Here is a 13,256-nt window from a genome sequence, read left to right as displayed (position 1 = left end):
GTTTTCGTATTATACTGGTTTAAAGCGTGAAACCAAATATAAGCTACATAGAGCGAAATAGGGAGTGAATGGGACTTTGTCACTTTATGTCATGAAATTCGGAGGCAGCTCCGTCGGCGATATTGAACGCATGCAGCGTGTCGCCAAACGCATCGCAGACAAGCAGGATGAAGGGCACCGCTGTGTTGTGGTTGTATCCGCCATGGGGGACACCACGGATGATCTAATCGATCAGGCTAAGCAGCTGAACGCTCAGCCGCCCACGCGTGAAATGGATATGCTGATGACGACGGGGGAACAAATCTCTGTTGCGCTTCTTTCCATCGCATTGCACGGAATCGGCCGCAATGCCGTATCGTATACAGGCTGGCAGGCGGGCTTCGTCACCGATGAGACTCACGGCCGGGCACGGATCAATGAAATTGACCCCCACCGCGTGCTGGAGTCGCTGGAGCGCGAGCAGATCGTCATTGTAGCCGGATTCCAGGGGATGACCCAGAGCGGCGAAATTACCACGCTGGGCCGCGGAGGTTCGGATACGACAGCTGTAGCGCTGGCAGCCGCCATCAAAGCGGATGTATGCGAAATTTACACGGATGTGGACGGCATCTACTCCACAGATCCTCGCATCGTGAAGAGAGCGCGTAAGCTGAAGGAAATCTCTTATGATGAGATGCTGGAGCTGGCCAACCTGGGAGCGGCAGTACTGCATCCGCGCGCCGTGGAATATGCCAAACGATATCAAGTGAAGCTGGTCGTCAGATCGAGCTTTAACCATAATGAAGGTACTGTTGTGAAGGAGGAAGCGAGCATGGAGCAGGGAGTAGTAGTTAGCGGAATTGCCTATGACAAGAACGTAGCGCGGATCAGTATTCTGGGAGTGCCTGATGTTCCCGGCGTATTGGCCCAAGTGTTCGGCAAGCTGGCTGAAGAAGGCGTTGACGTAGATATTATCGTACAGAGCGGCGTGCAGAATGAGAAAGCGGATTTCTCCTTTACGGTGGCGCTTAGCGAGCTCGCACGGGCCAAGGAAGTGATCGAGGGGCTGCACAGCGCCCTGCCATACCGTGAAGTCACTTCAGAGGATAATCTCGTCAAAGTATCGATCGTAGGCGCAGGCATGGTCAGCCATCCGGGTGTGGCCGCGCAAATGTTCGAGGTCATTTCCCAAGAGGGCGTAAGCATCAAGATGGTCAGCACCTCCGAGATCAAGGTATCTTGCGTGATTGAATCCGGCAATCTGCAGCAGATCATTCAGGCGCTTCATACCGCCTACAATCTGGATACAGAGGAGCAAGCCTTCGTCGGCGGTCCGCAGGACCGCCGCTAAGGAATGCTCTCGACAAGACGATCATAGTAAAAAGTCCTATTCCCGCTATAGAAGTGGGGAATAGGACTTTTTGTTATGGGCAGCTTTCCGCTGCTGCTATCCGAGACGCCGGAACCGGCCGACAATCTCTACGGTCTGCAGAACATTGACGAAGGACTTTGGATCGGTTTCCAGAATTGTTTTTCTCAGTTCGGCAAGCTCATATCGGGTCGTTACAGTCATCAGCATAGTATTGCCTTCATGGCTGTAGCCGCCTTCCGCATTGACGACGGTAACGCCGTGAGGCAGGAGCTTGAGGCGGGTCAGCATCTTTTCCCGTTCCTTCGTGACGATGAAGCAGGTCAGCTTGATGTGGCGGCTGTGGATCATATCGACTACACGGCTCTTGACGAAAATACAAAGCATAGCGTAAAGGGCAGAATCCCAGCTTTTGAAGAAGCCGAGGCTAAGGATTACCAGACCATCCATTACAAAGAGTACGGTGCCCATTGGAATATCGTGTTTGCGCGTAATAATAGAGCCAAGTATATCAAAACCCCCGGAAGAACCCCCTGCACGAAGCGAGAAGCCTACCCCGCCCGCAATTATTACCCCGCCGAAGATACTGGCAAGGATCGGGTCCTTGGTCAGTTTCACCAGGGGGATGACGGTCAGAAACCAGGTAGTGGCTAGTACCGAGAGCATGCTTAAGCAGATATATTTCTTCCCTACGGCAATGAAGCCCCAGATCAGAATTGGAAGATTGATACCAAAATAGAACAGTGAGATGTACTTCGGATTCGTTAAATAACCAAGGATGGATGCCGTCCCTGCTACCCCGCCACTTAGCAGCTGATGAGGAATAAGGAACAGCCGGAGTCCGCTCGCCACCAGAAAGGCCGAGAAAATAATGATGGCCACATCCCTCACCTGTTTGGCTACTGTGTTTGAAACAAGCGGCACTACGAAATTACGAACTTGCATGACATAAATCCCCTCTTTTTCCGATGTCTTTATCCAACTATAACAATGTAACAAGAAGCTTGAAGCGATAAGTACGCTTGTAGTTTATCCCACAGGCCGCCCTTATATTTTCCAGCTCCTTTTTTTCAGGCACTGCAAAATTTATTTTATCATACTGATGATATTTTTTTATAGAGGGATTCACTATGATTTCTTTCACATCTTCCAATTGAAAACCGCCCATTTCTTATTGTCTAAAGTAGGCAAGTCCAGCATATCCATGGATAACAGCAAGTTTTCCCGCGGGTGAAGTCTGGCAGGTTGCAATTCAATTTCCAATTGTAAAAAAGGAGTTGAACAGATTGGACAAGTATGTGAGCTGGATGGCGGCGCTTCGGCTGCTCTCAGGCAGTGTGGAAATAACGGCTGCGCTGATCATGCTGCGGCTGAATCAGGTGGACAAGGCACTGGCGGTCAATTCCGGGCTGGCTCTGGTCGGACCTACGATATTGATCTTAACGACGGCGGTTGGCCTCACAGGGATGGCGCAGGAGCTGTCCTGGGGCAAGCTGGGCTGGATTGGCTGCGGGGTAGCCTTTCTCTTAATCGGGATTCTGAAAAAATGATAGATGATAGTCATAAAGCACAGGTACAAGCATAAATATGGAATAAAGCTATTAAAGTAGAGGACAACTTGGGGGTACTCTGTATGGCTAACGACTGGCTTTTATTGTTTCCCGAAAAAGTAAGGGCGCTGCTGAGAGGACTTCCTGTTCATTTGCTGGACAAGGTGGAGGAAATCCGGGTCCGCGAAGGGCGTCCGCTGGAAATCAACTATTCCGGCAAATATCATTTCCTCACTGGCGACGGCAGTCTGACCCAAAGACCCGAAGAAGCGTACAAGCCAAGCCGAGAGGACACTCACCGGCTGCTTGACCTGATCAGCAATCATTCGCTCTATACGATGGAAGAAGAACTGCGCAAAGGCTTTATCACCATCCCTGGCGGACATCGCATTGGTCTTTCCGGCCGGACCGTCTTAAGCGGCGGCGGCGTGGAGCACTTGCGGGACATCACCGGCTTCAATGTCCGGATCGCCCGTGAGCTGCCCGGCATTGCCGACGGAATTCTGCCCTACCTGCTGGAAAGGGGGAGGCAGCGGGTCATGCACACGCTGATCCTCTCGCCGCCGCAGCATGGCAAGACTACACTGCTGCGCGATCTCGCCAGGCAGATCTCGACGGGGAGCCCAAGAGGGCGGGAGGGCAACCGGCCGGGACTGAAAGTCGGCATTGTCGACGAACGTTCAGAAATCGCCGGCAGCCGCCGCGGCATCCCGGCCTTTGACGTGGGTCCGCGTACGGACATCCTCGACGGCTGTCCCAAGGCGGAAGGCATGATGATGATGATCCGCTCCCTGTCGCCCGATGTGCTGATCGCCGATGAAATCGGCCGCCCTGAGGATGCCGAAGCCGTCACCGAAGCGCTGCACGCCGGCATCTCGGTAGTGGCCTCGGCCCACGGCAAGGAGGTGGCCGAGCTGGCCCGGCGGCCCGGCCTTGGCGGATTGCTGGAACATCATATGTTCGAGCGTTATGTCATCCTGCACCGGACGGACGCCGGGCTGTCGTTCCGTATCCTGGACGGGCAGAAACGCGGGCTGCTGCTGGTCTCGCCTGAGGAGCGGCTGGGCGGTGACCGCCATGCTTAAGCTGTTCGGAGCCGTGCTGATCGTGCTGGCGGGTACGCTGGCCGGGTTCAAGCGGGCTGCGCAGTATGCTGACAGGCCCCGGCACATCAGAGGCCTTATCGCAGCGCTGCAGCGGCTGGAGACCGAGATTCTGTACGGCTTCACCCCGCTCCCGGAAGCACTGCGCCGGATTGGGCTGCAGTCCAAGGATCCGCTGAGGGCGTTTTTTATGAGGGCGGCTGAAGAGATGAGCCCGCCACATGACCGCAGCGCCGAGGAAGCCATCCAGCGGGCTATGGATGCCCACTTCAAAACCGCCTCCCTGAAGGGAACGGAGCAGGAGATCCTCCGGCAGCTGAGCTGCACGCTCGGCACCAGCGACAGGTCGAATCAAAGCACGCATATCGCGCTGGCTTTGCAGCAATTGAAGCAGGAGGAGACAGTGGCCAGAGAAGATCAGGGCAAATATGAAAAAATGAGCAAAAGCCTGGGTCTGCTGCTTGGAGCATTGATCGTCATTTTGATCTTTTAGCGAGGTGCCAGGAATGAATATTGAAGTCAACGCGATCTTTCAGATTGCCGGCATCGGCATCATTATCGCCATGATTCACACGGTGCTCAAACAGATGGGTAAAGAGGACATCGCCCATTGGGTGACGATAGTCGGGTTCATCATTGTGCTATTTATGGTGATCCGCATGCTGGACGGACTGCTCCAGGAAATCAAAACGATTTTTCTTTTTCAATAGGCAGGCCTTATGGAAATCATTCAAGTGGTAGGAATAGGGCTCCTGTCAACGGTTCTGATCCTTGTTCTGAAGGAACAAAAGCCCATGTTCGCCTTTCTGCTGACCACTGCGGCAGGCATTCTGATCTTCCTGTTCCTGATCGGCAAGATCGGCACGATTCTGGGCACGCTGGAGCGGGTGGCGGAGTCCTCCGGGATGGAAATGATCTATCTCAAAACCGTGTTTAAAATCATCGGGATTTCCTATATCGCGGAGTTTGGAGCGCAGATTGTGCGTGATGCCGGACAGGAATCTATCGCCTCCAAAATCGAGCTGACCGGCAAGGTGCTGATCATGGTGCTTGCCGTACCGATCATCAGCATTATTATCGAAACGGTGATGAAGCTCCTGCCCGCCTGATCCGTGACCCTTAGTAAAAAGAAGCCAGAGAAAGGCGGGAGGAAAGGATATGCGTCAACGCAGTATTTTTCGTCCGCCAAAACTAAAAATGCTGCTGCTGCTCCTGCCCTGCCTGCTGTTTCTGTGGTGTGCGGATACCGCCCGGGCTACAGCCGCTGCGCCAACCAATGCGCCAACTACCCCACCAACGTCTTCAACCACCCAGGGAGGGTCTTCCTCTCCAGTGGATCAGTGGGTGAAAGGGCAAATGCAAAGTCTGCCGACAGACAAGGTGGAGTCGTACTGGGACCAGCTGATGAAGGATTACGGAGGATTTTTTCCGGACGGGAAGACTCCTTCGCTGATGGATATGCTGCTGCCGGGGGAGAAGGGACTCAGCTTCAAAAGCGTGCTGACCGGACTGACCTCCTACATGTGGCACGAGGTGCTGTACAACGGCAAGCTGCTGGTGACGATCGTTATGGTCAGTGTGCTCAGCATGATTCTGGAGACGCTGCAGACCGCTTTTGAACGGAAATCAGTCAGTAAAATCGCCTATATGCTCTGTTACATGGTTGTGCTGGTCATCGCTGTTAACAGCTTCAATATCGCAATCGGCTATGCCAAGGATGCCATCGACCGGATGATCGATTTCATGATGGCGATGATCCCGCTGCTCTTCGCGCTTCTGGCTTCGATGGGCAACATCGTTACGGTGTCGGTTACGCATCCGCTGATTGTTTTTATGATCCATGCGGTGGGCACGCTCATCCATACCGTCGTGTTCCCGCTGCTGTTCTTCTCGGCGGTGCTGCATCTGGTGAGCGCAATGTCCGAGAAATACAAGCTGACCCAGCTGGCCAATCTGCTGCGTAACATCGGAGCGGGCTTGCTCGGCGTACTGTTGACGGTGTTCCTAGGTGTCATTTCTGTCAGAGGGATTACCAGCTCGGTTACGGACGGAGTGACCATCCGTGCCGCCAAATATATTACGGGGAATTTCGTGCCGGTTATCGGCAAAATGTTCGCGGACGCCACCGATACGGTGATCTCGGCCTCACTACTGGTGAAGAATGCCATCGGGTTGTCGGGCGTCATTATCATCCTCTTCCTTTGTGCTTTTCCGGCGATCAAAATCCTGGTTCTCGCGCTGATCTACAATGTGGCCGCAGCAGTCATGCAGCCGCTGGGCGAGACACCGATTGTAACCTGCCTGCAGACGATCGGCAAAAGCATGATTTATGTATTCGCGGCGCTGGCCGCCGTATCGCTGATGTTCTTCCTGGCCGTCACGATCATGCTGACGGCCGGCAATGTCACTGTCATGATGAGGTGAATAGGGAACAGCTTCAAAGCGGTTTTTTCTCTGAAGTGAGTATTGTCGAAGCGAGTTCTGCGATGCAGTCCTAACAAAACTTGTAGGAGGTAGACAATGACCTGGTTGGGCGGATGGCTGCGGGAGCTCATTCTGGTGGTGCTGATGGCCGCCTTCGTGGAAATGCTGCTTCCGAGCAAGTCGATGGAGCGTTATGCCAGGCTGGTGCTCAGTCTGCTGGTTCTGCTTACTATGCTGAGCCCGATTGTCTCTTTTCTGAAAGGAGATGCTGCAGCAGAGCTGAGTGTGGCGATGGTGCAGCAGGAGAAACACGGCGGTCTTTTGTCCGGTGCAGGTGACGGGGCAGACTCGCTGGAGAAAATCCTGGCGGACGGGCGGATGCTGGCTGCGGGAGCGAAGGAACAAAGTCTGAAGCTGGCCGCCGAAGAGGTGGCTGGGCAGATGAGAGACCAGATTGCCGGCAGCACAGGGGTAGGCGGGGCGAAAGTCACCGTAACACTGGGGATGGGCAAGGCTCCCGGGGAGGGCGGAGGTGAAGATGTTCCGTTAATCTCTTCGGTGACCGTCTCCCTGCCGGCAGCAGCCGGAGCAGTGGAGGCTGGGGATACAGGTGCGGAATCAGACAATGGTACAGGTACGGCAGAGCCGATCATCATCCAGCCGGTGGAACCTGTGCAGGTTAGCCTGGGCGGGGAAGAGGGAGAGGCAGCTGAGGTTGGAACAGAAGCCGGGGCGTCGGTTGAAGACAGCTCCAGTACAAATACCGATGTGGACTTGATCATCAAGCTGCTGGAGCAGAACTGGAATTTAGACCGCGATGCGATTCATATTCAAGGCGGTAAAAACGGCGCCGAGAAATTATAAATATAGCTCTACCAATACGGCATACGCCGGTAACCGGAGGAGGGATAAGAAGTGGGCAATTGGCTGAAGAAACTGGAGCAATGGGCAGGAGGCGGGTCCGGCAGTCCGAAAAGGAGTCATACCTTCCGCTGGCTGATTATTTTGGGACTGCTGGGTGCGGCAATCATGCTGTTCAACTCCTTCGTGAACGTGAAAAAGCTGGACAGCGAGAACACTGGAAGAGAACCGCCGGTAAGCGAGAGTTCGCAGGCGACCCTGCAGCAGGGGGAATTGAGCACTCCCAATTCATTTGATGGCATTGAGCTGGCAATGGAGAACCGCACGAAAGAAATTCTGGAGAAAATCGTTGGTGTAGGCACGGTCGATATTATGGTCACTGTGGATTCTACTGAGGAAATTGTCGTGGTCCGGGATATGAACGATTCCCAGCAGCAGAGCGAAGAGACCGATGCCAACGGAGGCAAACGGCACACCACACAATACACAAGGGATGGCGAGATCGTCACCTACAGCCAATCGGGCGACGAAACCCCGATTATAACCAAGCGGATAAAACCCCAGGTGCGCGGCGTTCTCGTCGTTGCCAAGGGAGCGGAGAACAAAGTCGTCCGGGGATTGATTGAAGAGGCTGTCGAGAAGGGGCTGAACGTGCCTAGCTACCGCATATCCGTAGTGCCGCGCAAGCAGGAGCAGTGATTGATTACATGCTACAAACTTTGAGGAGGAATAAAAAATGAAGGGCAAAAGACAAACGATTTGGTTGGTATCCATGCTCAGCTTAATGGTTGTGCTTTCCGCATACTATTTATTCACAGAGGACTCCGGGGCCTCGGTCCCCCAGGAAACAGCGGGAAGTATTCAAGTGGATAACCTCAAGGAAACTGGCGCGAATTCATCAGTACTGGATAACGGCTTGGTCATCAATGAAGTGGACACAAAGGATGCAGTTACTTCTGATGCCGGAACAACGGGTACAGCGGACGACAGCACAGCTGTCACTGCTGATGACAGCACCGATGACAGCACTGTTACTGCGAAAGGTGACAACGATGATACCGCAGTAAAAGATGACAGCACCCTGCCGGCAAATGCCAAAGGTGAAGACGCCGATAAGACAGCAGCCGCAAAGGACGATAAATCAAGCGATTCGAAAACCGCAGCTGCAGATACCTCCGCAGCAGCCGGCAAAGATACTGCAGCAGCTTCCACAGAGAAAACTCCAGCCAAGGGCGATGATGAAATTCTGGATGAGGTAGCCTCCCAGAGTGTTTCTGCAAGCAGCCTGTTCAACAACTACCTCTATGAACGTGAGCAGCAGAATCTGAAGAATTACAACGATTTGCTGGCCCTGATCAATGACATGGACAAAACCCCTGCCGAAAATGCAGTTGCCCATGAACAGCTGAACAAGCTTGAAGAAAAAGAAACCAAAATCACCGGAATTGAAGAGCAGCTGCAGAAAAAATACGGTGAAGCCATTGTCAAAGAAGAATCCGGAGATGCTTATACCGTGGTGGTGCTGAGCGAGAAGCTGGATGTGAAGCAAGCTGTTGGAATCGTGGATCTCGTGATGAAGGAACTAAGCGTTTCCCAGGACAAGATCAGAGTTCAATATGTCAGCGAGCAATAATCAGCCTGTCGAAAACCAAAGAAAATGCCGAAAGAGCCCGGGCGCGCCCCGGGCTCTTTCCATTTCTATCGTTTGTGATATAATACATAAAGTTATCTTGACCGTATCAGAAGAGTGGCTTCGAGAGAAAGCTGAAGGAGTGAACTATTAAATGTTCAAGTTAAGCGAAATTAAGGAATTGATTAAATTGTTGGACCAGACCTCCTCCGTACACGAGTTGGAGATTGAAAGCGAAGGAATGAAGCTGGCTATTCGAAAACCGGATCGCCCTGAAGCTGATGGAACAGCAATACAGGCGACTCCTTATGGCTATCCCTTTACGCAAGCACCGCAGCCGCAAAGTCCGCAGCAAGTTGCACCTACGGCCGTTTATGAGATCCCTGCTGCACAGCAGCCGCCATCTTCACCGGCTGAAGGCGCATTACATAAAATTGTCTCACCGATGGTAGGGACTTTCTATAGTGCCGCTTCACCGGAAACCCCGTCTTTTGTTAATGTCGGCGACCGGGTCAGCGAGAAATCAACGGTCTGCATTATTGAAGCGATGAAGCTGATGAATGAGCTGGAGGCTGAAGTACGCGGAGAGATCGTCTCCGTCCTTGCCGAGAACGGCCAGCTTGTGGAATACGGCCAGCCGCTGTTTCTGGTGAAACCGGAATAAAGCACGCTGAACTTGAGGAGCTTGCAAGCTTCGTTAAACTTTGGGAGGAAACGCATGAACATTCAAAAAGTGTTGATTGCCAACCGCGGCGAAATCGCGGTCCGCATTATCAGGGCCTGCCGTGAACTGGGCATTTCCACCGTGGCGGTCTATTCGGAGCCTGACCGGGATTCACTGCATGTCCGGTTGGCTGACGAAGCTTACTGCATCGGCCCGATGCTGTCGAAGGATAGTTATCTGAATTTTACAAATATTATGAGTGTAGCCACGCTTACTGAATGCGATGCCATTCATCCGGGCTACGGTTTTTTGGCTGAGAATGCCGATTTCGCAGAAATCTGCGGATCCTGCAATATTACCTTCATCGGACCGTCTCCCGACGCGATTACGCGTATGGGCGACAAGGCTGTAGCCAAGGAAACGATGAAGCTGGCTGGCGTGCCGATCATTCCCGGCTCTGACGGGCTGGTGGGTGATGTGGAGGAGGCTATTATGCTGGGCCGCGATATCGGCTATCCGATTATCGTAAAGGCTACCGCAGGCGGCGGAGGCAAGGGCATCCGCATTGCCGAGGATGAGGAATCACTCGTGAAGCAGATTACCGCCGCACAGCAGGAAGCACAGAAGGCTTTCGGCAATGCAGGCGTGTACCTGGAGAAATTCCTGACCGGCATGAAGCATGTGGAGATTCAGATCATTGCCGATAACCACGGCAATGTTGTCCATCTAGGCGAACGGGATTGCTCCGTGCAGCGCCGCCGCCAGAAACTGGTGGAGGAAGCTCCATGCTCCGTACTTACGCCGGAGATCCGCGAAGCTATGGGCCAAGCAGCGGTGCGGGCCGCACTGGCGGTCAATTACTCGGGAGCGGGTACGCTGGAGTTTCTGCTGGGTCCGGACGGACAGTTTTATTTCATGGAGATGAATACACGGATTCAGGTTGAACACCCGGTAACGGAGATGGTTACGGGCGTTGACCTGATCAAGGAAATGATTTCTGTGGCTGAAGGGAATCCGCTGTCCTTTACACAGGAAGATATCGTGATTAACGGCTGGTCCATTGAATGCCGTATTAATGCAGAGGATCCGGAGCGTAACTTCATGCCTTCACCGGGCAAGATTGGCTTTTATCTGCCTCCGGGCGGACTGGGTGTACGTGTAGACAGCGCAGCTTATCCGGGATATACAATCTCACCTTTCTACGACTCGATGATTGCCAAATTGATTGTCTGGGCGCCTACGCGCCAGGAAGCGATTGCGAAGATGAAGCGTGCGCTTGCTGAATTTGCCGTGGAAGGCATACATACTACAATTCCTTTCCATCAGAAGCTGCTGGAGCACCCGGTATTTCTGGACGGCAATTTCGATATCAAATTCCTCGAAGAGTATGAAATTTAGGACGGCTTCTCATTGTTTGTCATAAAGTTCGGCAAATGATATAGTATGTTTAATAAGAGACGTGCTTGGCGCTTGAAATTGTGAACAACTTTTTGATTGAAAGGTGTGAAGTCCAAAATGAGTACATTGCCGACAGAATTCGAACGTACGGAGATCGGTGAGATCCAGATCGCTCCTGAAGTGATCGAGGTTATCGCAGGTTTGGCAACCGTAGAAGTTAAAGGTGTGGCTGGCATGAGCGGCGGCTTTGCCGGAGGAATCGTGGAGCTTCTCGGACGCAAGAACCTGTCCAAGGGCGTTAAGGTAGAGGTTGGCCAACGTGAGGCGGCTGTGGATGTGTCCGTCATTATTGAGTACGGCAACCGTCTCCCTGAAGTGGCTGCAGAAATTCAGCGCAACGTGAAACGTTCCATCGAGACAATGACAGGTCTGACCGTTGTGGAAGTAAATGTGCATATTCATGATGTGCAATTCAGAAACAACAACACTGCAGACAAGAGTGAAGATACAGATGCGGTTCTCCGCGTGAAATAAGGGCCTGCGTTCTTCCATAAACCCCCGACAGCACCGTCGAGGGTTTACTCTAATTTAAGGAGGTTATGTGACTCGTGGCAAAAATTTTGGACAGACTTCTGCTGTTTCTGTACAGCTTAAGTATCGGAATATTATCAGTAATTGCCATCCTCCTCTTAAGCGGCGCTATTCCGGATACGCTGGAGATTCCGGATGACCCTGCAGCGTATATAACCGCAATAGCCGTGGCTGTTATCCTGTTCTTGCTCAGCATCCGTTTCTTCTACATTTCTTTGCGCCGGGACCGCGCCTCGATGCCTTCGGTGGATCAGCGCACGGAGTATGGGGATATTCAGATCTCTATAGAGACCATTGAGAATCTGAGCCTCAAGGCTGCCGGTAAAGTAAAAGGGATCAGGGATTTGAAATCGCGCATTCGCGTTTCACAAGCCGGTCTTGAAATTATGATCCGAGCAGTGGTGGACGGCGAGCATTCCCTTCCGCTGCTTACAACAGAAGTGCAGCGCCAGGTGCATGAATTCGTGCAGGAAACGACCGGGATTCCGGTTGCTGACGTTTCTGTATATATTGCCAACCTTACTCAGTCTCCAAGCTTCAAAAGTCGAGTGGAATAGAGGTGAGTTTCCCTATGTTCTGGAGAGAAGTATGGGAAAGTCACGGGGGTAGAATTGCCGGTGTCACCTTCGGCATCGTTCTCGGATTGATTTATTTGATTAGCGGTTTTTGGGATATGCTGTTCTTTGCACTGGTAGTGTTCATCGGATATACGTTCGGCAAAAGAAAGGATACCGCACAGGGTCCCCTGTTTCAGTGGCAGGAGCTCGTAGCGCGGCTGTCCGGACGCTGGCGTCCCTTCAAGTGAACCGCTATAGTCTTTCTCCCGGAGCTGGAACCCGTTCGTTAGAGTTGCCTGTTTTGCCGGAAGAAGGGCTGTGCGGTTTTTTTTCTGGGGCAGGGCGGTAGTCGGCTGGATCGTTGACGTAAAATGAAGTTTTGCGCTTGTTTAATTGCATTTTGTGCATTTAAAATTGCAGTATTGGTCTTCAAAGCTTATTTAACTGTATTTCGTACAATTAAATACAGAAGTAAACACGGAAAAGAACTTTTTTTGATTTTTAATTGTACGAAATACAATTAGGGATAGAATTTGCTTGATTTAGCTTAAAATAATTGTATGAAATGCAACGCGACAGACTGGTGTGGAAACACGGCAGTGTAATATAAAATGCGAGATCAGATTGTAGGAGGAAACACATGAAAAGACGTTTAGCGAGAGAGATTATCGTCCAAAGCTTGTACCAGATGGAAATGAATGACGTAGACAGTGCGGAAGCCGTGGAGATGCTGATTGAGGAAGCTTCGGAAGAGAATGAGACTGAACGTGTCATTACAGACGAAATTGAATTGAAGGCGTATGTCGTTGAGCACGTAAATGGGGTTTGGGAGCATAAGGTTGCGATCGACGATATGCTTGAGCATTATCTTAAAGGCTGGCAAATGAGCCGGCTGTCGCGGGTGGACCGTCAGATTCTGCGCCTGGCCACGTTCGAAATGGTGTTTGGCAATGATGTGCCGGCTAAGGTTGCCGTCAATGAGGCGATTGATCTGGCCAAGCACTTCGGTACGGACGATTCCGGCAAGTTCGTCAATGGCGTACTCGGCAAGATGATTCAGGAGATTGATACGCTCAAAGCAGATCTTTAAAGTATTCTATCTACATCTTAATCAGACAAAAAGGGAGAGA

Annotated in this window: 18 protein-coding genes; 16 read left to right on the top strand and 2 right to left on the bottom strand. The window is 52.2% G+C overall.

Annotated elements, in window-relative coordinates:
* Positions 1-76: 76 nt before the first annotated feature.
* A complete protein-coding gene (locus MHI45_RS07645) occupies positions 77-1,330 on the top strand; it encodes an aspartate kinase (RefSeq protein ID WP_076108881.1) in 1,254 nt (417 codons plus the stop codon).
* Between the two features lie 96 nt (positions 1,331-1,426).
* Here MHI45_RS07645 and MHI45_RS07640 read toward each other — a convergent pair whose 3' ends face one another.
* Positions 1,427-2,293: a YitT family protein gene (locus MHI45_RS07640; protein WP_052092222.1), complete on the bottom strand. Its 867-nt coding sequence runs from the start codon at positions 2,291-2,293 to the stop codon at positions 1,427-1,429.
* 37 nt (positions 2,294-2,330) lie between these two features.
* The gene (locus MHI45_RS07635) at positions 2,331-2,501 is read right to left on the bottom strand and encodes a hypothetical protein (RefSeq protein WP_156130937.1); all 171 of its coding nucleotides are present in this window, start codon (positions 2,499-2,501) and stop codon (positions 2,331-2,333) included.
* A gap of 133 nt (positions 2,502-2,634) precedes the next feature.
* On the opposite strand from MHI45_RS07635, the gene MHI45_RS07630 reads away from it, so the two are divergent.
* The 15 genes from MHI45_RS07630 to nusB all read left to right on the top strand — a co-directional run bounded on the left by MHI45_RS07630 (position 2,635) and on the right by nusB (position 13,216).
* Positions 2,635-2,898 (top strand): YqhV family protein, encoded by a 264-nt coding sequence (locus tag MHI45_RS07630; protein ID WP_379140721.1) that lies wholly within the window; start codon positions 2,635-2,637, stop codon positions 2,896-2,898.
* A gap of 83 nt (positions 2,899-2,981) precedes the next feature.
* On the top strand, positions 2,982-3,983 hold the full coding sequence (gene spoIIIAA / locus MHI45_RS07625; RefSeq protein WP_038594938.1) for a stage III sporulation protein AA: 1,002 nt from the start codon (positions 2,982-2,984) through the stop codon (positions 3,981-3,983).
* On the top strand, positions 3,976-4,494 hold the full coding sequence (gene spoIIIAB, locus MHI45_RS07620; protein WP_038594937.1) for a stage III sporulation protein SpoIIIAB: 519 nt from the start codon (positions 3,976-3,978) through the stop codon (positions 4,492-4,494). Before spoIIIAA ends, spoIIIAB begins: the two co-directional genes overlap by 8 nt.
* A gap of 13 nt (positions 4,495-4,507) precedes the next feature.
* Positions 4,508-4,711 (top strand): stage III sporulation protein AC, encoded by a 204-nt coding sequence (spoIIIAC, locus tag MHI45_RS07615; protein WP_020426549.1) that lies wholly within the window; start codon positions 4,508-4,510, stop codon positions 4,709-4,711.
* 9 nt (positions 4,712-4,720) lie between these two features.
* Positions 4,721-5,110, top strand: coding sequence for a stage III sporulation protein AD (gene spoIIIAD / locus MHI45_RS07610; protein WP_038594936.1), 390 nt, complete (start codon positions 4,721-4,723; stop codon positions 5,108-5,110).
* Between the two features lie 49 nt (positions 5,111-5,159).
* On the top strand, positions 5,160-6,425 hold the full coding sequence (gene spoIIIAE, locus MHI45_RS07605) for a stage III sporulation protein AE (RefSeq protein ID WP_076108883.1): 1,266 nt from the start codon (positions 5,160-5,162) through the stop codon (positions 6,423-6,425).
* 96 nt (positions 6,426-6,521) lie between these two features.
* A complete protein-coding gene (gene spoIIIAF / locus MHI45_RS07600; protein WP_341118936.1) occupies positions 6,522-7,289 on the top strand; it encodes a stage III sporulation protein AF in 768 nt (255 codons plus the stop codon).
* A gap of 51 nt (positions 7,290-7,340) precedes the next feature.
* Positions 7,341-7,985 carry a stage III sporulation protein AG gene (spoIIIAG, locus tag MHI45_RS07595; protein ID WP_038594934.1) on the top strand — a complete coding sequence of 215 codons (645 nt, stop codon included), beginning with the start codon at positions 7,341-7,343 and terminating at the stop codon, positions 7,983-7,985.
* Between the two features lie 37 nt (positions 7,986-8,022).
* The gene (locus tag MHI45_RS07590; protein WP_341118935.1) at positions 8,023-8,919 is read left to right on the top strand and encodes a SpoIIIAH-like family protein; all 897 of its coding nucleotides are present in this window, start codon (positions 8,023-8,025) and stop codon (positions 8,917-8,919) included.
* A gap of 151 nt (positions 8,920-9,070) precedes the next feature.
* Positions 9,071-9,580 (top strand): acetyl-CoA carboxylase biotin carboxyl carrier protein, encoded by a 510-nt coding sequence (gene accB / locus MHI45_RS07585; protein ID WP_038594932.1) that lies wholly within the window; start codon positions 9,071-9,073, stop codon positions 9,578-9,580.
* A gap of 54 nt (positions 9,581-9,634) precedes the next feature.
* Positions 9,635-10,978 carry an acetyl-CoA carboxylase biotin carboxylase subunit gene (gene accC, locus MHI45_RS07580; protein WP_038594931.1) on the top strand — a complete coding sequence of 448 codons (1,344 nt, stop codon included), beginning with the start codon at positions 9,635-9,637 and terminating at the stop codon, positions 10,976-10,978.
* Positions 10,979-11,095: 117 nt separating this feature from the next.
* Positions 11,096-11,512, top strand: a complete 417-nt coding sequence (locus MHI45_RS07575) for an Asp23/Gls24 family envelope stress response protein (protein ID WP_038594930.1) — start codon at positions 11,096-11,098, stop codon at positions 11,510-11,512.
* 74 nt (positions 11,513-11,586) lie between these two features.
* Complete coding sequence (gene amaP / locus MHI45_RS07570; RefSeq protein WP_076108886.1) at positions 11,587-12,126, top strand: alkaline shock response membrane anchor protein AmaP; 540 nt, start codon at positions 11,587-11,589, stop codon at positions 12,124-12,126.
* 14 nt (positions 12,127-12,140) lie between these two features.
* Positions 12,141-12,374, top strand: a complete 234-nt coding sequence (locus tag MHI45_RS07565) for a DUF2273 domain-containing protein (protein ID WP_038594928.1) — start codon at positions 12,141-12,143, stop codon at positions 12,372-12,374.
* Between the two features lie 392 nt (positions 12,375-12,766).
* Positions 12,767-13,216, top strand: a complete 450-nt coding sequence (gene nusB / locus MHI45_RS07560; protein WP_340897300.1) for a transcription antitermination factor NusB — start codon at positions 12,767-12,769, stop codon at positions 13,214-13,216.
* Positions 13,217-13,256 lie beyond the last annotated feature (40 nt).

The sequence above is a fragment of the Paenibacillus sp. FSL H3-0321 genome (assembly GCF_038002865.1).
Lineage (GTDB): Bacteria > Bacillota > Bacilli > Paenibacillales > Paenibacillaceae > Paenibacillus_AQ.
The sequence above is the reverse complement of the archived record's forward strand: the minus strand, read 5'-3'. Positions and strand labels throughout refer to the sequence as shown.